This window comes from Ruegeria sp. AK11 (assembly GCF_056541095.1).
In genome coordinates, this window is the sequence record NZ_JBQFXU010000010.1 from 1 (window position 1) to 23080 (window position 23080).

Below are 23080 nucleotides of genomic sequence, written 5' to 3' on the forward strand. Positions count from 1 at the left end.
TGTTGCGGCAAAACGCTCCGGCCACCCGTCCCATAATCGCCCTCAGCGAAGGCAACGACCCCCGCATCACAAAAGGGGCCATCAACGCGCAGAGGGCCAATCTGGCCGATATCATTCTGGTTGGCCCGTACGCCGAGGTCGAAGCAGCCCTGAAAGATCAGGGGGCTGCTGCCTCTCGGGGCGTTGATATCCATGACCCCAAGACTTCGGACCTGACCGAAGAGTTTGCCGAGGCCTTTTTCGAACTGCGCCGGCATAAAGGCGTCGATCGGGCCAAGGCCCGTGCCGCCGTTGAAACACCCCCCGTCTATGCCGCCATGCTGGTGCGCAGCGGACGTGCCACCGGCACCGTAGGAGGGGCCGTTCACACGACCGGCGAAATCGTCCGTGCGGCGATCCAGGTGATTGGCATGGCCCCCGATGCAGGAATGGTGTCGTCTTTCTTCCTGATGTACCCGCCGGAAAACGCTCAGCCCGGGGCGCGGGCGATGCTGTATTCCGATTGCGGGCTGGTCATCAATCCGACCGCGAGCGAGCTGAGCAAGATCGCCATCGCATCCGCCGCATCGGCCCGGACGCTGCTGCAGGTCGATCCAAAAATCGCGATGCTCAGCTTTTCCACCAAGGGCAGCGCCAAGCATCCCGACGTGGACAAAGTGATCGAGGCCACTGAGGCGCTGCGCCAGGCCGCGCCGGACCTGAATGTCGACGGTGAATTGCAATTTGACGCCGCCTTTGTACCTTCGGTTGGCGAGCGAAAATCGCCGGGATCGTCAGTCGCCGGGCAGGCCAACGTGATGATCTTTCCCAACCTTGATGCTGGTAATATCGGCTACAAGATCACCCAAAGGTTGGGGGGCTACACCGCCATTGGTCCGGTCTTGCAGGGGCTGGCCAAACCCGCCAACGACCTGTCCCGCGGATGCAGCGCCGAGGATGTGACCCAGATGATCGCCGTGACCGCGCTGCAGGCAACTGGACTGTAACACTTAATTTTCGCACCGTTCCCGGAACGATGTTCTAAAGTACCGAGGAAACTGACAAAATCCTCCTGACATAACCAATTGGACCCGCAAATGACCCATCAGCAGCCGATCCTTGATACGTCACCGAAAGTCTCGGACGAAATCCGCAGGACCACCTGCTACATGTGCGCCTGCCGATGCGGCATCAACGTCCACATGAAAGACGGCAAGGTTGCTTATATCGAAGGCAATCGCGACCACCCGGTGAACAAGGGTGTCCTGTGTGCCAAGGGATCCGCCGGGATCATGCAGGTCAATGCCCCCTCGCGCCTGCGCAAGCCACTGAAACGGGTCGGCCCGCGTGGCTCGGGTGAATTTGAAGAGATCAGCTGGGACGAAGCGCTGGAACTGGCGGTCAGCTGGCTGGAGCCAATCCGCAAAGACAACCCGGAAAAGCTGGCCTTTTTCACCGGACGGGACCAAAGCCAGAGCTTCACCAGCTTCTGGGCGCAAAATTTCGGAACTTGCAACTATGCGGCGCATGGAGGCTTTTGTTCGGTCAATATGGCTGCGGGCGGCATTTATACGATGGGCGGCGCATTCTGGGAATTCGGCCAGCCTGATTGGGACCACACCAAACTGTTCATGTTGTTTGGCGTGGCCGAAGACCACGACTCCAACCCGATCAAAATGGGTATTGGAAAGATCAAGGCGCGCGGTGCACGTGTTATCGGCGTCAACCCCATCCGCAGCGGATACAACGCCGTCGCTGATGATTGGGTCGGCATCACACCGGGAACTGACGGGCTGTTCATCCTGTCGTTGATCCATGTGCTGATGAAAGCCGGAAAGATCGATCTCGACTATCTCAGCCGCTATACCAATGCCCCGGTTTTGGTGAACGCGTCCGAAGGCGCCGGAAAAGGCCTGTTCCTGCGCGACGATGACGGAAAGCCTCTGGTCATCGACCGGAATACAGGCAAGCTGACGGCTTTCGATACGCCTGGCGTTCGCCCGGATTTGTCGGCGGTCTACGCAAACGACGGTGTCGTTCATCGCCCTGTATTTCACTTGATGGCGGAAAAATACCTGTCCGAGGAGCACGCGCCCGAAGCCGTTGCCGAAACATGCGGTATTCCCGCCAAGCGCATTCGCGCGATTGCCGCGGAACTGGCGCGCGTCGCCTTTGACGAGGCATTCGAACTGGATCACGAATGGACCGATTTCCGGGGCGAGAAACACACAAAGATGATCGGCCGCCCTGTCGCGATGCACTCGATGCGCGGCGTTTCGGCTCATGCCAATGGTTTCCAGACCTGCCGCGCTCTGCACGTGCTGCAAATCATCCTGGGCACGGTCGAGGTTCCCGGCGGTTTCCGCTTCAAGCCCCCCTACCCCAAACCGGTCGAGGCGCACCCGACACCGCATTGCAAGGTGACGCCCAACTCGCCCTTGGATGGCCCGCACTTGGGGTTCGTCCGCGGTCCGGAACACCTTGCACTGAAGGAAGATGGCAGCCCCGCACGGATCGACAAGGCGTTCACCTGGGAAAACCCGATGTCCAGCCACGGGCTGATGCATATGGTGATCTCGAACGCACATGCGGGCGACCCGTACAAGATCGATACGCTGTTCATGTACATGGCCAATATGTCTTGGAACTCGACCATGAACACCACGGGTGTCATCGAGATGCTGACGGACAAGGATGAAAACGGCGATTACGTGATCCCGCGCATCATCTATTCAGACGCCTATTCTTCCGAGATGGTGGCTTACGCGGACCTCATCCTGCCGGATACTACTTACCTCGAACGCCACGACTGTATCTCGCTGCTGGATCGCCCGATTTGCGAGGCGGACGCGGCCGCTGACGCCATCCGCTGGCCTGTGATCGAACCGGACCGTGACGTGCGCGGGTTTCAGTCAGTATTGATCGATCTCGCAAACCGCATGAAGCTCCCGGGTTTCACCCATGAAGACGGCAGCGCAAAATGGGTCGATTACGCCGACTATATCGTCAATCACGAACGCAAGCCGGGTATTGGCCCGCTGGCCGGATTCCGCGGTGAAAACGCCGACAAGGAAGGGCGCGGAGAGGTCAACCCGGATCAGTTGAACCGCTATATCGAAAACGGTGGCTTCTACGTGGCGCATATCCCGCAAGGCGCGGATTACTACAAACCATGGAATACAGCCTATCAGGACTGGGCCGTGGGCATGGGGCTCTATGACAGCCCGCAGCCATACATATTCCAGCTTTACTCCGAACCAATGCGCAAGTTTCAGCTGGCAGCCGAAGGCCATGGCGACCGACAGCCGCCTGATCATCTGCGCCAGCGGATCAAAGACACAATGGACCCGCTTCCGATCTGGTACGAAACCGACCAGCAGGGCAACGACGGCTTCACTGTCAACGCGCTGACTCAGCGCCCGATGGCGATGTATCACAGCTGGGGCACGCAAAACGCCTGGCTGCGGCAGTTGCACGGGCGAAACCCGCTCTATGTTCCGACTAGGCTGATGCGCAAGCATGGGCTGAGCGACGGAGATTGGGCTAAAATCACATCCCCTCATGGTGAGATCACCGTCCCTGTGATGGAAATGGCCGCGCTGAACGACAACACCGTCTGGACATGGAACGCCATCGGCAAGCGCAAAGGCGCCTGGGCCCTGCAGCATGACGCGCCGGAGGCCACAAAGGGTTTCCTGCTGAACCACCTGATCCACGAACTGCTGCCGCCAAAAGGCGACGGGCTACGCTGGGCCAATTCTGACCCCATAACTGGTCAGGCCGCATGGTTTGACCTGAAGGTGAAAATCGAAAAGGCCGACGCGCCCGCCGATGCCCAAAGCCAACCTCATTTTGACCCGATCAAATCACCGGTCGGAACTGGCCCCGACAATCTGGCTTGGAAGGTGGGCAAATGACCCGGATCCGCGCTTCATCTGGCCACAAATATCCCGGGGGTGAATTGAGCCGCAGGCTCAAGAGGGGGCTGGCCCCCTCACCCGTCCTCAACAGCACAGGTATCCTGACATGACCCAGCTACCGAACTCAACCGAGCGCAAGATAGGTCTGGTGATCGACCTGGACACCTGCGTTGGATGCCATGCCTGCGTGATTTCCTGCAAGGGCTGGAACACGGAAAATTATGGCGCGCCACTGTCCGATCAGGACGCCTATGGTGCCAACCCGTCGGGCACTTTCCTGAACCGCGTGCATTCCTACGAGGTGCAACCGGCGGAAGGGCACGCGCAACTGATCCATTTCCCGAAATCCTGCCTGCATTGCGAAGACGCGCCCTGCGTCACCGTCTGCCCGACCGGGGCCAGCTACAAGCGAACCGAGGATGGCATCGTGCTGGTCAATGAAAGCGACTGCATCGGGTGCGGCCTGTGTGCCTGGTCCTGCCCCTATGGCGCGCGTGAACTGGATAAGGCCGAGGGGGTGATGAAGAAATGCACCCTCTGCGTCGACCGGATCTATAACGAGAACCTGCCCGAGGTGGACCGGATCCCCTCCTGTGTCAGAACCTGCCCGGCGGGCGCGCGGCACTTTGGCGATCTGGGTGATCCGGACAGCGACGTCAGCAAGCTTGTTGCGGAACGCGGCGGAATGGACCTGATGCCCGAAATGGGCACCAAACCCGTCAATAAATATCTGCCGCCGCGCCCGAAAGACACGGTGGAAGACCAGATCGACATCCTGGCCCCCCTGTTGGCACCTGTCGCTGAAGAACCCAAAGGGTTCCTTGGCTGGCTCGACAAGACGTTGGAGAAACTCTGATGCATCCCGCACCCTCCGTCATTCTGTTCACCACCCTGTCCGGTCTGGGATTTGGACTGCTGTTCTTTCTTGGCCTGGGGTTTCCGGCTGTCTCGGGTTGGGTGGCCTTTGTGTTCTTCGCCATTGCTTACGGTCTGGCCGTCGGAGGGCTGATGGCCTCGACCTTCCACCTCGGCCACCCGGAACGGGCCTGGAAGGCTTTTACCCAATGGAAAACCAGCTGGCTTAGCCGTGAGGGCTGGTGTGCCGTGCTCGCCCTGGTCGTCATGGGACTTTATGCGATTGGCGTAGTGTTTCTGGATCGGCATTGGAGCCTGCTGGGTTGGGTCGGAGCGTTGATGTCACTGGCGACCGTGTTCACGACATCGATGATCTACACGCAACTCAAGACCATCCCGCGCTGGAATATGAACCTGACCCCCGCCATGTTCCTGAGCTTCAGCCTGGCGGGTGGTGCGTTGCTGGCGGGCCAGACACGTGTTGCTATTCCGCTTCTGCTGATCGCCGCTTTGGTTCAATTCTTGTATTGGAAGAATGGCGACAAAGCGCTGGAGGCATCCGGAACGGATCTGGGCACGGCGACAGGTTTGGGTAACCGGGGCACAGTCAGAGCCTTCGAGCCACCGCATACCGGTACCAACTATCTGCTGCGCGAGTTTGTTCATGTGGTCGGGCGCAAACATGCCGAAAAGCTACGGGTGATCTCGTTTGTATTCGCCTTTGCCCTGCCGGTTCTGTTGCTGGTCCTGCCATTCAATCATTTCCTGGCCCTGCTAGCCGTGGCATCGCATCTGGCAGGTGTCGCGACCTCGCGCTGGTTGTTCTTTGCGCAGGCTGAACATGTCGTTGGGCTTTACTACGGTAAGCGTTGAGGGGGCTCTGCCCCCGCCGCGGCAAGCCGCGACTCCCCCGGGATATTTTTGGCCAGATGAAGTTTGGATCCTGAAAACCAAAAAGGCGGCACTCGGTAGTCGAGGCCGCCTTTTCCGGTTTCTGAAGGCCGGGTTAGATGAGGCCCGCGTGTGCCATTGCCGCATCAATCGCGGCTTTTGTGTTGTCTTCCAGCTCAGTCAGAGGTGAGCGGACTTCGGTGCTGCAAAGGCCCAGTTTGCTGAGCGCGTATTTGGCGCCGACCAACCCGGGTTCTATAAAGATCGCTTCGTGCAGCGGCATCAGCTTGTCCTGGTATTCCAGTGCCTTTGCATAATCGCCCGACAATGTGGCCTGCTGGAATTCGGCGCATAGCCTGGGAGCCACGTTTGCGGTGACTGAAATGCATCCGACACCGCCATGGGCGTTAAAACCCAGTGCAGTGGCGTCTTCACCGGATAGCTGGCAGAAGTCCTTGCCACAGATCGCGCGCTGCTGGCTGACGCGCGCCAGATCGCCCGTCGCATCCTTGACACCGACAATACGCGGCAACCGGGCCAGTTCGCCCATGGTGGCCGGGGTCATGTCGATGACCGATCGCCCGGGAATGTTGTAGATGATGATCGGAATATCCGCAGCCTCGTGCAGGGCTTGGAAATGCGCGATCAGGCCGCGTTGAGTCGGTTTGTTGTAGTAAGGCGTGACAACCAGCGCCGCATCGGCACCAACTTTTTCGGCGAACTGAACGAACCGGACGGCTTCGACCGTGTTGTTCGACCCGGCACCGGCAATAACCGGAACACGGCCAGCAGCCGTTTTGACCACTTCTTCGATGACCGTTTCGTGTTCGTCGTGGCTGAGCGTCGGGCTTTCGCCGGTGGTTCCAACAGGCACCAGCCCGGTCGAGCCTTCGGAGATCTGCCATTCAACCAGATGTTTAAGCGTCTTCAGGTCCAACTCGCCGTTGTTGAACGGAGTGACGAGGGCTGGCATCGAGCCTTTGAACATGACACGCTCCTTAAGGTGCATATTGCGGTTTTTGCGCCCTGGTCACTCACGTTTCCAGCTTTGTGAGTTGATCCCGCCGGCGCAGGGTTTATCCTCACAGGCTCTATCCTCGGTTGGTTGGGAAATGCAAGGGATGACACGCTTTCTGGCACTGTTGACCGGTTTGATTCTATACGCAGTGACGACACCGCAAGCCGCACGCGCGGATGCGGCCGATGATTTGCGCTCCGGGCTGTATGAAATGCGCAAGGGCGACTGGAATGCGGCGCTGCGCGTATCGGGCCAGCGCGGCTCGGTCTCGCGCGATGTCATCGTCTGGCACTGGTTACGTGAGGGATTTGGCAGCTCGGGCGATGTGCTGGTGTTTCTCGAACGCCGCCCGGACTGGCCCGGGCTGGACTGGCTGCGCCGCAAGAGCGAGCCGGTCTTTACCGGGGCCGATCCCGACAGAGTTCTGAAGTTTTACGCTGGCTTGCCCCCTCAGACTGCTGAAGGCGCGCTGAACTATGCGGTGGCCCTTAAGGCCAAAGGGCGCATTGGCGAGGCGGAAGCCGATATCGTGACAGCCTGGCGTACCATGCCGATGGGGTCGGGGTTGCAAAAGGACTATCTGGAGAATTTTGCCAAACTGCTGAAGCCGCACAATGCCGCGCGGCTGGACCGGATGCTGTGGGATGGCCATTTGGTCAGCGCAGAACAGATGCTGCCCTTAGTCAGCACCGACGAGCGCAAGTTGGCCGAAGCGCGGATCGCATTGCAGAAACGCCAGCCAGGCGTTGACGGCAAGGTGGCGGCGGTGCCGAAGTCGCTGGCAGATACGCCGGGGCTGGCATTCGACCGTTTTGTCTGGCGGGACAAGAAAGAACTGGATGACAGCGCCGTCGACCTGATGCTGGCACGGTCAAGCGGACCGGAAGCCCTGGGCGAGCCTGACAAATGGGCCGAGGGTCGTCGCCGTCTGGCCCGGCTCGAGATGCGATCGGGGCGGGCGGCGCGTGCTTATGACGTAGCGGCCAAGCACCATATGACCCCGGAAATGGGATATTCCTATGCGGATCTGGAGTGGCTGGCCGGGTTTTTGGCCCTGCGCAAACTGAATGACCCCGCCACAGCCGTGCGACACTTCCAGAATTTTTCGGATGCCGTGCAATCGCCAATCTCGAAAGGGCGCGGCGGCTATTGGCTGGGGCGGGCTTACGCCGAGCTTGGGGACGCAGACAAAGCCTATGAGGCCTACGCCATGGGCGCGGACCATCAGACCTCTTTTTATGGTCTTCTGGCGGCGGAACGGATCGGACGACCATTTGACAAGGAACTGGCCAATCCGCGTCGCGCCCCGCATTGGCGTCAGGCAGATTTCGCCGATTCCAGCGTTCTGGAAGCCGGGCTGCTGTTGCTCAAGGCCGGCGAAGACAACTTGTCCGAGAGGTTCCTGACCCATCTTGTCGAAGGTCTTGACCCTGTGCAGGCCAATCAGTTGGGCGACCTTGCGATTGAGCTGAAACAGCCACATCTGGCCGTGATGATCGCCAAGCGGGCAGCGACCACGGGCACCGTTTTGCCTGCGGCCTATTACCCGGTTCATCCGGTGGCCGACATGCGCCTGCCAATGGCCAAGGAAATGACGCTGGCCATCGCGCGGCGCGAAAGCGAATTTGATCCGGTTGTCGTCAGCGGCGCGGGGGCGCGCGGCCTGATGCAAGTGATGCCTGCAACAGCCAAGCTGGTGGCTGGAGAACTGGGGATACTCAGCGGCCATCAGACCGGTCGGTTGACGTCGGACTGGCAATACAATGCCAAGCTTGGCGCCAACTATCTTTCGGGCCTTGCAACCGAGTTCAACGGGAATGTCGTCATGATGGCGGCTGGATACAATGCCGGTCCAAAGCGCCCGATCTCGTGGATGGAACGCTATGGTGATCCGCGCACCGGTGAGGTGGATATCGTAGACTGGATTGAGACCATTCCGTTCAATGAGACGCGCAATTATGTGATGCGCGTGACCGAAAGCCTGCCGGTCTACCGCGCCCGTCTGGGGCAGCCCGCCCTGCCGGTTCCGTTTTCGCAGGAACTGATCGGATCATCGCTGGCGGCGTTCGCGCCATAAGGTAAACAGACCTGCGGCCACAACAATCGCTGCGCCCGTGACAACTTCGGGGCGCAGTTTTTCACCAAAGATCGAAATCCCCAGAATCGCGCTCCAGACAAGGTGGAAATAGGCGAAGGGTTGGACGGCGCTGGCTTCGGCCATCTCATAACATTTGATCAGCAGCCAGTGCCCCGTTGCCCCGCTGACGCACAGCAACGCCATCCACAGCCAGTCGCTGCGGGCCATTGGCTCCCAGAACCACATTCCAAAAAGGGTCATGGCGATGGCACCAACAACGCCGGTCCAGAAAAAGCTGGTGGCCGTGCTGTCCTGACGTGCGACGTAGCGCGTCAGCAGGCCGTAAATCGCAAACAAAAACGCCGAGATCAGCGGTATGACGGCCCAAGGATCAAAAACACCAACGCCCGGCTGCAGAATGATCAGAACACCAATGCAACCGACACCGATCGCAACCCAGCGCCGCCATCCAACCTTTTCACCCAGAACCGGACCGCTCAGCGCGGCGACAAGCAGGGGATAGCTTATGAAAACGGCCATACTGTCGATCAGACCGAGCACTGTGAAACCGAACACGGCGACGCAGATCTCGGTGGCCAGCAGCAGGCCCCGCAGTATCTGAAGCCCCATCTGGTTCGTCTGCATGGCCGCCCTTAACCCGCCGGAAGATCGCGCCGCCAATGCAATGACAAAGGCCGCAAAGAACCAATAGCGGATCATCACCACCATGTAGGTGTTATAGGTTCCGGCCAAATGGCGTGAGATACCGTCCTGCAAGGCAAAGACAATCGTCGCGCCCACCATCAGGGCGATACCCGCACCTGCATTGTTTTTCTGCGTCATGCCTTGAGCGCCCGCGTCATGTGCCGCTTGCGGCCATAGCCGGATGTACGGGTGACGGTGAAACCGGCATCCTGAAGCCCGCGGCGAACAAACCCGGCGGCCGTATATGTGGCTGCCGTGCCATCGGTGGCAGTATGCGCCGCCACTTGCTGCATCAGCTCTGCCCCCCACAATTCAGGGTTCTTAGCCGGAGAGAACCCGTCAAGGAACCAGGCGTTGGCCATGCCTGCCCATTGCGGCAGGCTGTTGCGCGCATCGCCGATGATCACTTCGCATTGAAGGGTTTCAAGATTGCAGGCGTGACCTGTCCAATGGGCTAGAAACCGGCTGCTCCACGGGTGTAACTCGGGGAAGGCCTCAAGCGCGTGACGCATATCATCCGTGGCCATGGGAAAGGCTTCGAAACTGGTGAACCGAAGCGGGCCTGTTTGGCCGGATTTCTCCCATTCAGACCAAACCGTCAGCAGGTTCAGACCGGTGCCAAAGCCCAACTCGGCAATATGAAACCCCGGCGCAAAGCGTTCTGGCAGATCATTGCCTGCCAGAAACACATGGCGCGTCTCTTCCAGCCCGTTTTGCAACGAGTAGTAGGGATCGTCGAAACGGTCCGAGACCGGTATCTGATCCTCGGTCCACGTCAATTCGGCATGCTGGTCTGCCATCGGGGAATCCTGTAGCTAAGCGGCGCGACACTGAACAAGGAAAAGGGAATTGGCAATGGTCGATGTAACGGTTCGCGGGGCAGGAATTTTCGGCCTGTCCATCGCCTGGACCTGCGCCCGGCGGGGCGCGAAGGTACAGGTTGTCGACCCTTTTGGGCCGGGCTCCGGGTCCAGTGGCGGTCTGGTGGGGGCCTTGGCCCCGCATGTGCCCGAAAACTGGAATGCCAAGAAAGCTTTTCAATTCGACAGCCTGATCATGGCCGAACCCTTTTGGCAGCAGGTCGAGGGTACCGGCGGCGTTTCCCCCGGCTATGGCCGTCTGGGCCGTCTTCAACCCATTCCTGACACCCGCAGCCTTGATCTGGCCCGGCAACGCGAAGGTTCAGCCGATCAACTTTGGCAGGGGCTGGCAGAGTGGCGGGTGATCAGCACATCGCAGGCCGGATCGTGGTGCCCGCCCAGCCCCACCGGCTTTGTCATCCGCGATACACTGACAGCGCGCATGCATCCCCGGCGGGCCTGCGCCGCTCTGGTTGCAGCCCTTGAGGTGATGGGCGTTCACGTTGTCAGTAACGCTGATGATAAAGGACAGGTTGTCCACGCCACGGGCCTAGCAGGATTACTGGAACTGAACGACGCCTACGGAAAAACCGTCGGAAACGGTGTCAAAGGCCAGGCCGCCCTGTTGCGCTTTGATGCAGGAGAGATGCCACAGCTATTCGCAGATGCGGTCCATATCGTGCCACATGCGGACGGAACGCTTGCAATCGGATCAACGTCTGAACGGGATTATGACGACCCGACCAGCACAGACGGTGCTTTGGACGATGTCATAGACCGCGCCACGCGCGCGCTGCCGCTTTTGCACGGGGCCGAGGTGATCGAACGTTGGGCCGGGGTGCGTCCCCGCAGCAAAAGCCGCGCCCCGATGTTGGGCCTGCATCCATTGCACCAGGGCCAGTTCATCGCCAATGGCGGCTTCAAGATCGGCTTTGGCATGGCTCCGAAAGTTGCCGAGGTTATGGCCGATCTGATGCTGGAGGACCGGGATTCGATCCCCGATGACTTCCGCCCCGAAGTCTCACTGTAATAGGGCCACAGCCTTCATGCATTGCCGCCCGTCCGGGCCGCGCACCCACATGTCCTGACCGTTCCGGCACAGCTGTGCAGTCTCGAAATGCATCAACGGTGAGGTCGCACGGAAAGAAAACGATTTGAGTGGTCCGCCAAGATCAACTGCAAACAGCATCAGAAGCTGCGCCAGAAGTGGCCCGTGCACAACCAGCCCTGCATATCCTTCCACATCACGCGCATAGTCCAGATCGTAGTGAATGCGATGGCCGTTGAAGGTCAGCGCCGAATAGCGAAACAGCAGGGTGGAATTAAACTCGACCGCGCGGATATCCGTTTCATCCGTGCGCGATTGGGGCGGCGCCGGAGTCATCACACCCGGTGCGGGGTCTTCACGATAAACAAGATCCTGCCATTCTGTCAGACAAAGTTGGCCGCCTTGCCGTATCTCGTGCCGCAACGTGACAAAACCCAACGGGCCGGACCGGCCCGCTTTTGCGCTTTGGTTTTCAAGAACCGATGTCCTGTCAGCAGGGACACCCGCGATCAGCGGTGCATGATATTCCAATTGCCCACCGGCCCACATTCTGCGGGGCAATCCCATATCCGGGATCAGGCCACCCACCTTGGGATGCCCATCCCGCCCCAGCTCGGCAGGCGGTTGCGGCGCCCAGAAATAGAGCTGATGGAAGAATGGCGGCAGAGCTGAGCCTTTGGCAATTGTTGGCTCAGAGCCCAACGCAACCTGAAACGACGCTGCACGGGCCGGGTCAAGGATATCGCTTTGACGCTGTTCCAACATATGGGCAGTCCAAGCTCAGAAACCGGCCTCGGCCCTGAGTTTCTGCATCAGCATGTGCAGCGAGTTTTCGTATCGCTCGGATAACAACCTTCCCTGATCGTCGAACTCATTCGAACTGTCGGCGAGGTGGATTTCCGGACCCTGCAAGATGCGGGGCTGAAAGGGCACCATGCAGGCGCGCAGGATCATCTGTGCCCTTTCCCCGCCGGCGCGGCCACCCGCAGCCGACATTACAGCAACCGGCTTGCTCGCCCATGGATTGCCTTTCGTCCGGCTGACCCAGTCCAGAGCGTTTTTCAGAACACCCGAAGGCCCTTTGTTGTACTCGGGCGTCGAGATGATCACCGCATCTGCCTGCCCGATCTGGTCGGCCAGCATCTGAACAGGTGCCGGTATCCCTTCGGCATCCTCCAGATCGCCATCATAAAGCGGCAGGTTCAGGTCTGCTTCGGTATAGCTGACAGGGTCGAATAACCGGGCCGCTTCGCGCAGCAGTTTGCGGTTCGTCGCGCCCTTGCGCAGGGAGCCGGACAGGCCAAGCAGGGTCGGTTGAGACATCAGGGACAACTCCGTTTCAGTGTTTCCCAATAGTTAGACCGAGATTGACCCTGACCAAACCCCCATTGACGCACAGTCATTGCGCAACAGGGGCCGGGCCAGACCGGTCCCGCGTTTCAGGATCACGCGTTTCCGCTGGGGACCACAACAATCTCAACTCGACGGTTTTGCGCTTTTCCTTGCGGCGTCAGGTTGGACGCGACCGGGTTGTTTTCACCCTGACCGTAGGTTCTGATACGGCTGTAGCTGACACCATTGGCTTGCAGGATATCCGCGACCGCGTTTGCGCGACGCTCGGACAAACCCTGATTATAAGACGCGTCACCATCGCTGTCGGTATGACCGATAATCTGCACGTTCGAGTTGGGATAGTTGACAAGGTTCTGGCCCACTTTCACCAGATCCGCCCGCAGCGCCGGGCGCACGGTCGAGCTGTCTGTGTCAAACGTAATGTCATTCGGGACAGTCACGATAAGCCGGTCACCCGCATTGACGATTGTAATCCCGTCATTCGCCAGTTGTTGGCGCAACTCGGCAGCCTGCTTGTCCAACTGGTTGCCGATCAGACCGCCACCGGCGGCACCAATGGCGGCGCCGGCCAGCGCCCCAAGACCCGGGTTCGAATTATTGGCAATCGCGCCGACACCCGCACCGATAAGGCCGCCTAGAACCGCACCCTGCTTGGTGTTTTTGTTGGGGTCGTTCTGAACGGTCAGGGTGCCCGGATCGGTACAGGCCGTCACGGCCATGATTGAACACAAGCCTGTCGCCAGGAAAAACTTTGAAATCGTCATGATATCACCTTCTGCTCCGGTACCCGTTCTTCGGGCTTGATCCATTTCACCCAGTATATCACTGTGCTTGCTCACAGGCTCAAGCAACAATGCGGTGAAATCGGCGAATACCCGCCAAAGGTCATTCATACCGGTTCCGCAAACGTGCCCGCGAGCTGTTGCTCCTGCCAGAGATCGCGCAAAGATTTACCTTGCCCCAGAAATCCTTCGTCAGTGAATTCACTGGACCAGATGCGATCGGTTCTGAAATGGCGAAAGCCGTTTCGCATCTCGCACCACCCTGCCAGCAACGAACATTCGACGTGATAGATCAGCGCCAGTGGGCGCACCACGCGGATGGTTTGTTCGCCTTCACCATCTACGTAAGTGATGCGGATTTTCCGTTCTGCCCGAATAGCTTCGCGGTAATGCGAAACAGAAACACACCCCTTCTCGGGATCATCCGCCGGAGCCCCCCAGGGTGAAACCTGCAACCAATCAGTCGGGCTATGCAGCGCATCGATCTTCTGACAGATCCGACTGGCGGCGCGCTGCAGGTGGCTGTCGCCGGTGCGCGCCAGAAGAGACAGGCCAACCCACAGGGCTTCAACCTCTTCCGCGTCGAAATTCAGAGGCGGCAGATCGTAACCGCGCCGCATCATGTAACCGACACCGGCCTCACCTTCGATAGGTGTTCGCTGGGCCTGCAATTCGGCAATGTCACGATAGACAGTGCGGCTGGACACCTCTAGCCGGGTGGCCAGTGCTTCTGCCGTGACCGGCGCACTTGCGGCCCGCAAGATCTGGATGATTTCAAACAAACGGGTCGAACGGCGCATCGCATTCTCCTGACACTCTGCTGACACCCTAGCACACCCCACTGACAACATGCTGTCAGCAGTGACGCGCGATTATGGGGGGATATCACACAAGGAGCCAAGAAATGCCGCACCTCGACAACCACGTCATGATGACACTGAAACTTGGCCAATGGTCACAGGACCACACACTGCGTGCCTTCGAGATTGAACGTGAGATCGCGCAGGAGCGCCATCGCCGCCAATCGGTTTCGACGAAACGAACAAGACGCATTTCGCTGGGCAACCTGAAGATGCTGTGGGCCAGAATTGCCTGAGATCAGAAATCGGGCAGGGCGCGAAACTTCATCGAATGCCCGCCCTCGGGATGCTTCAGGCGCAATTCTTCGGAATGCAGCATCAATCTGGGAAACTCCCTCGCCGCACCTGTTGCATAGAACGGATCGCCCAGGATCGGGTGACCCAATGCCTGCATATGAACGCGCAGCTGATGAGACCGCCCGGTTTTAGGAAACATACGCACGCGAGAGGTCTCGCCCTCATGTTTCACAACGCGCCAATCGGTGACCGCAGGTTTGCCCGTATCATGACACACCATTTGTCTGGGTCGGTTGGGCCAGTCCACGATCAACGGCAGGTCAACCGTGCCGGTCTTTGGCTCCATCCGCCCCCAGACACGGGCAATATAGGTTTTCCGGGTCTGCCGCTTTTCGAACTGCATACTCAGATGCCGTTGCGCATGGGGTGTTTGGGCAAAAACCATGACACCTGATGTGTCCCGGTCCAGTCGATGCACAAGCAACGCCTGAGGGAAAGCCGCCTGCACGCGTGTCAGAAGGCAATCAGCCAGATGATCGCCCCGCCCCGGCACGGAAAGCAGACCCGACGGTTTGTTCACCACAATCAGCTGCGCATCTTCGTGCAGCACGTCCAGCGCGGTTTGCGGGGGGGCATAGGTTTCGCTCATGCGGGCCTGCCTATCTCAGCACGCTTCTTCCCGCAACGTCGTCCTTGCGCGTCCGCCCATGTTCGGTGAACTTCTGCGCAGGAGGACAGGACATGCACCCGACAATTGAACGACTACAAGAGGTTGTCGCCAAGGGCGATGAGGCGCTGATCCACGATCTGCTGGCCGAAGATGTGAAGTTCCTTCCACCAACCTATTTCAGCACCTGGACCGGGCGCGCACCTGTGGCTGCCGTTCTTGGCCATGTCGGGCAGGTCTTTTCCGACTTCCGGTATCGCCGGATCATGGGCGCCGGCAACGATTGGGCGCTGGAGTTTCAATGCAAGATTGGAGATCTGGACGGCATTGGCGTTGACCTCATTACGCTGAACGAGGACGGTTTGATCCAAATCTTCGAAGTCGCCATGCGCCCCTACAAAACAGTCGGCGCTTTGCGCGAGGCGATGATGGCGCGCGTGATGACTGACGCTCGTTTTCTGGAATTCAAAAACGCCCTGACGTGACCTGATGATGCGCACCCTGATAGCACCCGACCAGGTTCTACGTGTGCCTTTGTTGCCCGTTCTGGCCACGCAAGCCCTTTTGGTGCGCCGTAACGCCCGGCTTTTGCCAGAGCCAACTGGCCCGCGAGAGGGCCGAACAGGGCGTGGCCCCCGCCTGCGTTTGCTGATCACCGGCGATAGCTCGGCGGCCGGAGTGGGCGCGGGAACTCAGGCGCAGGCCTTGTCGGGACAGCTTGTGGACCGGCTGGCCAGACATCACACGGTTGAGTGGCAACTTGAGGCCACCACAGGGTACACGACGCTGGATACGATTGACCGCCTGAGGGGCATAAAGGGCGAATTCGATGCGGTGGTCACGGCTTTGGGGGTGAATGACGTCACCCGCGCCGTCTCTTGCCGCACATTTGCGGATCGCCAGGCGCAGCTTATCAACATCCTGTCAAACGAACTGGGGGCGCGGCGAATAGTCATCACCGGCGTTCCGCAAATGAACAGGTTTCCGGCCCTGCCACATCCATTGGCCTGGGTGCTTGGCCGTCAGGCTGCGCGGCTGGATAATGCGTTGCAACAGGTTGTGTCCGTCCATCCCCATGTGCAGCACCTGAGGCTTGATCTGCCCGACGACCCGGCCCTGGCGGCACCGGACGGCTATCACCCAAGCCCCCGGGCCTTTGCGCTGTGGGCAGATGCCGCAGCACGCCTGTTGCTTCAGGCCTGAGCCCGCGCCTGCCGGATCAATGGGATCGAGTAAATGACCAAAGCCACCCAGATCAGGGGGAATGCGATCATACGTCCGGTGTCGATCTTCTCACCGAACAGAGTGATGGCTGTAATGAAAATCATAGTCGGCGCAATGTATTGCAGGATGCCCATGGTCGACAGGCGCACCAGCTTGGCTCCGTTCGCATAGACCAGCAATGGCACCGCCGTGACGATACCGGCGCAGGACAACAATGCGGTATCGGACATCGCTGCGCCGAAATGGCCTGTGCCTTGCACACCCAGCCAGGTGACATAGGCCAGGGCCGGGATCAAAAGGATCAGGACCTCAAGCAGAAAGCCCTGGTTGGGACCAATTGGAAGGGATCTCTTGAAGAATGCATAGAAACCCCAACTGACCATCAAACCCAGCGCCGCCCAGGGAAGTCGCCCAGCCTCAAGCACAAGCACAAGAACGCCCAGCGCGGCAAGCCCCACCGCGAACAGCTGGGTCCGCGTCAGGGGCTCACGCAGCAAAATCGCCCCCAACGCAATACTGAACAGCGGGTTTATGTAATACCCCAGCGCCGCGTCCAGCGCGTGCCCTGTCGAGATCGCCCAAACATAAATCGCCCAGTTCACGGAAATCAGCGCCGCCGTCAAAGCCGCCATGGCCAGCATCCGGGGATTGCCCAGTGCAGCTTTCAAGTCCCGGGTGCGCCCCAGCGCGACCAGCAGCAAACCTGCAACCGGAACAGACCAGATAACCCGATGCGCCACCACCTCGACAGGTCCAATGTGATCCATCGCCTTCATATAAAGCGGCAGGAATCCCCACATGACGTACGCTGTGACAGCCAAAGCCAAACCTTTGGGAGTATCCACATTCTGAGGTGGTAATGGCGTGGGTGTCACGAAGGCTCTCCGGTTTATACCGGTTCCGTTTACGGCAGAACTGAACGGATTGAAAACTCTGAAAACAGTGAAGTGTCACATAACGATTTGTGATAAGTTTGCTGACCGCAGCTGCTGCCGCCAAAATTGCGAGGCTCTGCCTCGCGCTCCGGGATATTTAGAGCCAGGTGAAGCAAGGGATCCGCACTTCATCTGGCCCAAAATATCCCGGGGGAGTCGCCCGGCACGGGCGGCGGGGGCAGCGCCCCCTCCCTTGTCTGTCAGACCTTCACCCGTTCGGATTTCGGGTCATACATCGGTTTAAGCGATGCTTCGGCTTTGACCTTCACGCCGCAAACATCGATCTCATAGGTTGAACCCAGAACGTCTGCGGCCTTTTCACCTTCGCACGGGACATAGCCCATTCCGATGGCACCACCGAGGCTATGACCGTAATTGCCGGAACTCAGGTAGCCGACATATTCGCCATCACGCACGATCGGCTCGTTGTGGAACAACAGCGGTTCAGGGTCGGTCAGACGGAACTGTACCAGACGGCTTTTCGGGCCGCTTTCTTTTCGTGCAATCACCGCCTCACGCCCGATGAAATCACACCCTTTGTCCACCTTGACGGCAAAGCCAAGACCAGCATCAACCACGTGATCCTCACAGGTGATATCGTGGCCGAAATGCCGGAAACCTTTTTCGATCCGGCAGCTGTCCATCATGTGCATACCACACAGCTTCAGCCCCATGTCCTGACCAGCCTCATGCAGGGTCTCAAAGACGTGGCCCGCCATGTCTGAAGAAATATAGATTTCCCACCCAAGCTCACCCACATAGGTCACGCGATGTGCACGGGCCAGGCCCATTCCGATCTCGATCTGCTGGGCAGTACCAAAGGGGTTGGTCGCGTTTGTGAAGTCGTTGGGCGAGACCTTTTCCAGCAGAGCCCGGGCGTTTGGCCCCATGACAGCGAGAACGCCTTCACCCGCTGTGACATCTGTAATGACCACGTTGAAATCCCCGACATGGCGCATCATCCATGTCTGATCCGCCAAGCGCGTGGCTGCAGGGGTCACGACCAGATAGGCGGTTTCGGTCAGGCGGGTTGCGGTGACATCCGCTTCGATCCCGCCTGTGCGGTTCAAAAACTGCGTATAGACGATCTTGCCGACAGGGACCGAGTAGTCACCCCCGCCGATGTAGTTCATGAACTTTTCGGCATCAGGGCCTTCCACACGAAGCTTGCCGAAGGAAGACATGTCATACATGCCCACATTCTCGCGCACGGCTCGGTGCTCGGCAGCGGAATTCTCGAACCAGTTCTGGCGCTTCCAGCTGTACCGGTATTCGCGCTCCTGCCCTTCATTCGCGTACCAATTGGCCCGTTCCCAGCCTGCGATCTCTCCAAAAACGGCGCCCTGTTCTTTCAGGTGATGGTGGAACGGGGTTCGGCGCACACCGCGTGCAGTGGCTTTCTGGCGATAGGGGTAGTGATCGGCGTAAAGCAATCCCAACGTTTCTTTTGAGCGTTCAAATAGGTACTTCTTATTACCCTGAAACGGCTGCATCCGGCCGATATCCACGTCGCCCAGATCAAAGGGCTTTTCACCGGTATCCATCCACTCGGCCAGCGACATGCCCGCGCCACCGGCGGACTGGATACCGATCGAGTTGAACCCGGCGGCGACCCAAAAATTGTCCATCTCGGGCGCCAGACCCAGGTGATAGGCGTCGTCGGGAGTAAAGGATTCGGGGCCGTTGAAGAAGGTGTGAATACCCGCCTCGGACAGCATTGGCATCCGGTTGCACGCCGCTTCGAGGATCGGTTCGAAGTGATCGAAATCCTCGGGCAGTTGGTCGAACTCGAAGTTGTCGGGAATACCGTTCATGGCCCAGGGTTTGGCATTGGGCTCGAATGCGCCCAACATCATTTTGCCCGCGTCTTCCTTGTAGTAGGCGCATTCATCTGGCACCCGCAGAACCGGCATCTGGCTCAACCCTTCAATGGGTTCAGAGACGATATAGAAATGTTCGCAGGCGTGCAGCGGCACATTCACGCCGGCCATCTTGCCTACCTCGCGCCCCCACATTCCCGCGCAATTGACAACCATATCACAGGCGATATGCCCTTGGGATTGCCCGTCATCACTGACCCAGTCGACACCGGTCGCGCGCCGTCCGTGCCGGGAAATCCCGGTCACCTTCACCCGTTCCTTGATCACCCCACCGCGTTGACGCGCACCCTTGGCCAACGCCAAGGCAATATTAGCAGGATCCGCCTGGCCATCGGTTGGCAACCAAACGCCACCTGCCACGCCGTCGAGGTTGATATGCTCATATCGCTCTTTGACTTCGGTCGGAGAAAGCTCTTCGACCGGCACGCCAAAGGCGCGGGCCATTGCCGCATTTCGGTGAAGCTCCTCCAACCGCTCACTGGTCAGGGCGACCGAAACGGACCCGACCTGACGCAGGCCGGTGGCGACACCGGTCTCTTCCTCAAGGCCCAGATAGAGCTCTGCGGAATAGCGCGCCAGTTTGGTCATGTTGGAAGACGCGCGCAGTTGCCCGATCAGGCCCGCCGCGTGCCAGGTGGTGCCGCTGGTCAGTTGCTTGCGTTCTAGCAGAACAACATCGGTCCATCCCTTCTTGGTCAGATGATAGGCGACCGAACATCCGATGACGCCGCCACCGATGATGACCACTCGGGCCTTGCTGGGAAGATCAACCATCCTGAAATCTCCGCTGTGTCAGGTTTGGCGTAAACTGCCACGGAAGATCGACAACAAATGCACCAAAAACGTCACAAGATCAGCATTTTTCACCGATGTGTCGCGGCCCGCTTTTCCCGCCGAACGACAAAAGGCGTGACCCCGAAGAAGCTTTTGTAAACAGAGGAAAACCCGTTCGGAAAACCACAGGCCAATCCGATTTCGCGAACGCTCATAGTGGTGTTCAGAAGCAGGTTATTGGCCTTGGCGAGCCGCATTTCGCGATAGAATCCGTTGGGCGTGGTACCAAAGAAGGTTTTGAACTTACGCTCAAGCGAACGGTTCGACAGTTGCAGCGAATCGACGATCTGATTGATCGGCAGAGGGTCTTCGATATTGGCCTGCATGAGCTTGATGCACTGATCCAGCTTCACATCTCCGGTCGCCGTCAACTTTACCCCCGAGAAAGGCTGCATCGAGGCGAAATCCCGGATGTTTTCATGCAGCATGATGTCCGCCACGGTCATCTTTGCAGGCCCCGAGATATGGCGACCGATTACTGCCAGCGCGACATCTGTTGTCGCCTCCATTCCGGCACAGGTCACAACGGCGCCCTGTTCGGTTGCAATCGACAGTTTGGCTTCAAACCGGGCCCCGCGTTCCCGCAGGAACGAGGCGTTTTCCCAGTGAGTTGCCAAATCATCTGAACCCTGTTCGTCGATATACCGGCTGGCCGCTTCCGCCAGCAGAAACACCTTGGCATCGCGGAAAGTATAGTCCGACACCACCCGCCCCAAAGACAAGTCCGGGTGATCCGGGTCAGAATTGCCGATCACAAAAAGATAATTCGCCTTGGGTTGCGGCTGCACGCGTTCCGTTTGCACCACCGCGTCGCTGCTGCTGGAGATCGGGCCACCTTTGAGCGACCGATAGGCAAAAGTGAACGGCGGCTTTGGACACACACGATTTGCCAGCCTGAGAACCTCGACCAATGAGGCCAGTTCAAGCAGCACAAATCCGGGTGCGACCAGAATATCGAAATGTTGCTGTATCGCCTGCGGTGAATCAGAAGCAACTTTCCTCATCGCTGTCACCTTAGACGATCTCGTGCCCGGCAGCACGCAACCGTTTGGCCAGCGCTTCGATGTGGTCCGGGCCAATTTCGCAGCACCCGCCGACAATCGTAGCCCCCTGACCGACCCAACGCATGACGTGATCCGCATAGGCATCGGGACCAAGATCATGGCGTTGATCCAACGCATCCACTGTCGGCGCGTCCTTTAGAAACTCATCCGAAATATGTGTAAAGCCGTTGGCGTAAGCGCCATAGGGCTTGTTCATGCCGGACAGGATGCCCAGAGCAGCCGGGATCGCTTCGGGGCGCGAACAATTGATCAGCAGCGCGTCAGGCGAAAACTCTTCAACCAATGGCGCGACATCCCTGAGCTGTTCGCCAGACCTGAAGCGACTGCCATCGTCGTCATTGACCGTGAATGACAGCCAGACCGGTTTGCCACATCCGGTCGTTCCACGCAGCGCGCCCTCGGCCTCCTGCACCGAGGACACTGTCTCGATCAGAAACAGATCGACGCGCGCAGCCATCAAAGCCACAAGTTCAGCAAACTTTTCCGCCGCGTCTGCCGGGTCCGGGTTCAGGTCGGGTCGGTAAGATGCCAGAAGCGGCCCCAGAGACCCGGCGATCCGCCCCCCGGTCGAAATACGGGCACGTTCGGCCTGTGTCAGGGCAGTGTCGACAAGGGCGGGCATCTGGTCCTCCATCCCCACCCGTACAAGGCGTGAGCGGTGGACTGCATAGGTATTGGTGGTGGCAACCGTGGCACCACAACGGAAATAGTCGCCATGTACCGCGCCGACCAGATCAGGGTGGTCGATCATCACACGCGTGGACCATAGCGGCGTCGCCCGGTCTCCGATGCGTTTGACCAGTTCCTGTCCGATTGAACCGTCCAACAGAGTGATCTTTGTCATGTCCTTGCTCCTTAAGGCAGCAGCACGAGTTTACCCGGAAGGGTCTTTGCCTGAAAATCAGCCTGTGCGCGGGCGATATCCTTCAATGGGTAGGTTCGGGAAACCAGTGGCTTAATCCATCCGCAATTCATCAACTCCACTAGGCGGCCAAAGACTTCGGGTGCCTGATGCGTGCAGCCGTGAATGGTGATGTCGCGCAAATAGATGTCCCGCAGATCAGCCTCGACAATCGGACCGGCGATCGCCCCAGAAACGGCGTAGTGCCCGCCGGGTTTCAAGGCAAGGATCAGCGATGCCCATGCGGGCCCGCCAACCACATCTATGACCGCGTCGAACATATCCTGCGGCGGCAGCTCATCCCGGCCAAATGTGCCCAACGCGCCTTGGGATTTGACGACCTCTTCCTTCGCTGCAGCCGTCACACCCCAAACCGATGCCCCGCGCAGCGCAGCAAGCTGCACAGCCGCCAGACCGACGCCACCTGACGCACCGGTGATCAGAACCTTTTGTCCCGCCGTCACGCCCGCGCGCGTCAGCAGGTTTTCGGCAGTACCAAAGGCACAGGGAATGGCCGCAATTTCCACGTCTGACAGGGGCGATGCACTTAAGTCATAAAGGTCATTTGCTTCAACCAGACAGTATTGGGCAAAAGCCCCATCAATCTCAGACCCAAGCGCAATAAAGCCCTGAGGGTTTCTTGGGCTCGGACGCGGCAGGTTGATCGGACAAGTCACACGCTGGCCTTTTTTGAACCCCGTGTTTGACCCGACCTCTACAACGATCCCGCACAGATCGCCGCCCTGAATGCGGGGAAAGTTCAGTGCACCGCCCCACCCTCCGGCTTCAACATCCTGATCGACGGCATCCGTCCCGCCGGTGACATCCGATGAATACCAGCCGATCCGCGTATTGATGTCCGTGTTATTCACGCCTGCTGCAGCGACCCGAACAAGTACCTGCCCCGGCCCAGGGGCCGGGACTGGGATATCGTCGCGCCATTCAAGCGCCTCTGGCCCGCCATGGCCGGTCAGATAGACGCCGGACATG

General features: G+C 59.1%; 22 protein-coding genes. 9 read left to right on the plus strand and 13 right to left on the minus strand.

The window, feature by feature from the left end:
* The first annotated feature begins 2 nt into the window (after positions 1-2).
* The 4 genes from pta (at position 3) to ACR0D9_RS17115 (ending at position 5627) form a co-directional block, all read left to right on the plus strand.
* A complete protein-coding gene (gene pta, locus ACR0D9_RS17100) occupies positions 3-986 on the plus strand; it encodes a phosphate acetyltransferase (protein ID WP_480539585.1) in 984 nt (327 codons plus the stop codon).
* Positions 987-1076: 90 nt separating this feature from the next.
* On the plus strand, positions 1077-3896 hold the full coding sequence (locus tag ACR0D9_RS17105; RefSeq protein WP_480539587.1) for a molybdopterin oxidoreductase family protein: 2820 nt from the start codon (positions 1077-1079) through the stop codon (positions 3894-3896).
* Between the two features lie 109 nt (positions 3897-4005).
* Positions 4006-4755 carry a 4Fe-4S dicluster domain-containing protein gene (locus ACR0D9_RS17110; RefSeq protein ID WP_480488652.1) on the plus strand — a complete coding sequence of 250 codons (750 nt, stop codon included), beginning with the start codon at positions 4006-4008 and terminating at the stop codon, positions 4753-4755.
* On the plus strand, positions 4755-5627 hold the full coding sequence (locus ACR0D9_RS17115) for a dimethyl sulfoxide reductase anchor subunit family protein (RefSeq protein WP_480488650.1): 873 nt from the start codon (positions 4755-4757) through the stop codon (positions 5625-5627). Before ACR0D9_RS17110 ends, ACR0D9_RS17115 begins: the two co-directional genes overlap by 1 nt.
* 133 nt (positions 5628-5760) lie before the next feature.
* Here ACR0D9_RS17115 and dapA read toward each other — a convergent pair whose 3' ends face one another.
* Complete coding sequence (dapA, locus tag ACR0D9_RS17120; protein WP_267363596.1) at positions 5761-6633, minus strand: 4-hydroxy-tetrahydrodipicolinate synthase; 873 nt, start codon at positions 6631-6633, stop codon at positions 5761-5763.
* A gap of 133 nt (positions 6634-6766) precedes the next feature.
* Here dapA and ACR0D9_RS17125 point away from each other — a divergent pair, with 133 nt between their 5' ends.
* A complete protein-coding gene (locus ACR0D9_RS17125; protein WP_480539589.1) occupies positions 6767-8740 on the plus strand; it encodes a lytic transglycosylase domain-containing protein in 1974 nt (657 codons plus the stop codon).
* Here the strand turns inward: ACR0D9_RS17125 and ACR0D9_RS17130 are convergent.
* On the minus strand, positions 8714-9583 hold the full coding sequence (locus ACR0D9_RS17130) for a DMT family transporter (protein ID WP_480484082.1): 870 nt from the start codon (positions 9581-9583) through the stop codon (positions 8714-8716). The genes ACR0D9_RS17125 and ACR0D9_RS17130 overlap by 27 nt on opposite strands.
* Positions 9580-10245: a tRNA (5-methylaminomethyl-2-thiouridine)(34)-methyltransferase MnmC2 gene (mnmC2, locus tag ACR0D9_RS17135; RefSeq protein WP_480539591.1), complete on the minus strand. Its 666-nt coding sequence runs from the start codon at positions 10243-10245 to the stop codon at positions 9580-9582. Before mnmC2 ends, ACR0D9_RS17130 begins: the two co-directional genes overlap by 4 nt.
* 55 nt (positions 10246-10300) lie before the next feature.
* On the opposite strand from mnmC2, the gene ACR0D9_RS17140 reads away from it, so the two are divergent.
* The gene (locus tag ACR0D9_RS17140; RefSeq protein WP_480539593.1) at positions 10301-11335 is read left to right on the plus strand and encodes an NAD(P)/FAD-dependent oxidoreductase; all 1035 of its coding nucleotides are present in this window, start codon (positions 10301-10303) and stop codon (positions 11333-11335) included.
* On the opposite strand, the gene ACR0D9_RS17145 is transcribed toward ACR0D9_RS17140, so the two are convergent.
* From ACR0D9_RS17145 to ACR0D9_RS17160, 4 genes are all read right to left on the minus strand, one after another.
* A complete protein-coding gene (locus ACR0D9_RS17145; RefSeq protein ID WP_480539595.1) occupies positions 11327-12118 on the minus strand; it encodes an HTD2 family dehydratase in 792 nt (263 codons plus the stop codon). The two genes, ACR0D9_RS17140 and ACR0D9_RS17145, sit on opposite strands and share 9 nt — an antisense overlap.
* Positions 12119-12133: 15 nt before the next feature.
* Positions 12134-12676 (minus strand): NADPH-dependent FMN reductase, encoded by a 543-nt coding sequence (locus tag ACR0D9_RS17150; protein WP_480488644.1) that lies wholly within the window; start codon positions 12674-12676, stop codon positions 12134-12136.
* Between the two features lie 122 nt (positions 12677-12798).
* Positions 12799-13470 (minus strand): YiaD family glycine zipper/OmpA-like lipoprotein, encoded by a 672-nt coding sequence (locus ACR0D9_RS17155; RefSeq protein ID WP_480484182.1) that lies wholly within the window; start codon positions 13468-13470, stop codon positions 12799-12801.
* Between the two features lie 125 nt (positions 13471-13595).
* Positions 13596-14288, minus strand: coding sequence for a helix-turn-helix transcriptional regulator (locus ACR0D9_RS17160; RefSeq protein ID WP_480539597.1), 693 nt, complete (start codon positions 14286-14288; stop codon positions 13596-13598).
* 104 nt (positions 14289-14392) lie between these two features.
* Here ACR0D9_RS17160 and ACR0D9_RS17165 point away from each other — a divergent pair, with 104 nt between their 5' ends.
* The gene (locus tag ACR0D9_RS17165) at positions 14393-14584 is read left to right on the plus strand and encodes a hypothetical protein (RefSeq protein ID WP_267363584.1); all 192 of its coding nucleotides are present in this window, start codon (positions 14393-14395) and stop codon (positions 14582-14584) included.
* A 2-nt stretch (positions 14585-14586) separates the two neighbouring features.
* Here ACR0D9_RS17165 and ACR0D9_RS17170 read toward each other — a convergent pair whose 3' ends face one another.
* The gene (locus tag ACR0D9_RS17170; RefSeq protein ID WP_267363583.1) at positions 14587-15234 is read right to left on the minus strand and encodes an RluA family pseudouridine synthase; all 648 of its coding nucleotides are present in this window, start codon (positions 15232-15234) and stop codon (positions 14587-14589) included.
* A gap of 92 nt (positions 15235-15326) precedes the next feature.
* On the opposite strand from ACR0D9_RS17170, the gene ACR0D9_RS17175 reads away from it, so the two are divergent.
* Both ACR0D9_RS17175 and ACR0D9_RS17180 read left to right on the plus strand, forming a co-directional pair.
* On the plus strand, positions 15327-15737 hold the full coding sequence (locus ACR0D9_RS17175; RefSeq protein ID WP_480506396.1) for a nuclear transport factor 2 family protein: 411 nt from the start codon (positions 15327-15329) through the stop codon (positions 15735-15737).
* A gap of 4 nt (positions 15738-15741) precedes the next feature.
* On the plus strand, positions 15742-16455 hold the full coding sequence (locus tag ACR0D9_RS17180; protein WP_480539599.1) for an SGNH/GDSL hydrolase family protein: 714 nt from the start codon (positions 15742-15744) through the stop codon (positions 16453-16455).
* Here ACR0D9_RS17180 and rarD read toward each other — a convergent pair.
* The 5 genes from rarD to ACR0D9_RS17205 form a co-directional block, all read right to left on the minus strand.
* Positions 16446-17351 (minus strand): EamA family transporter RarD, encoded by a 906-nt coding sequence (gene rarD, locus ACR0D9_RS17185; protein ID WP_267363579.1) that lies wholly within the window; start codon positions 17349-17351, stop codon positions 16446-16448. The genes ACR0D9_RS17180 and rarD overlap by 10 nt on opposite strands.
* 260 nt (positions 17352-17611) lie before the next feature.
* Positions 17612-20065: a GcvT family protein gene (locus tag ACR0D9_RS17190; protein ID WP_480539601.1), complete on the minus strand. Its 2454-nt coding sequence runs from the start codon at positions 20063-20065 to the stop codon at positions 17612-17614.
* 89 nt (positions 20066-20154) lie between these two features.
* Positions 20155-21129, minus strand: a complete 975-nt coding sequence (locus tag ACR0D9_RS17195) for a GlxA family transcriptional regulator (protein WP_480539603.1) — start codon at positions 21127-21129, stop codon at positions 20155-20157.
* 10 nt (positions 21130-21139) lie between these two features.
* Positions 21140-22033, minus strand: coding sequence for a homocysteine S-methyltransferase family protein (locus ACR0D9_RS17200; RefSeq protein WP_480539605.1), 894 nt, complete (start codon positions 22031-22033; stop codon positions 21140-21142).
* An 11-nt stretch (positions 22034-22044) separates the two neighbouring features.
* Positions 22045-23079 carry an alcohol dehydrogenase family protein gene (locus tag ACR0D9_RS17205; RefSeq protein WP_480539673.1) on the minus strand — a complete coding sequence of 345 codons (1035 nt, stop codon included), beginning with the start codon at positions 23077-23079 and terminating at the stop codon, positions 22045-22047.
* Position 23080: the final 1 nt, after the last annotated feature.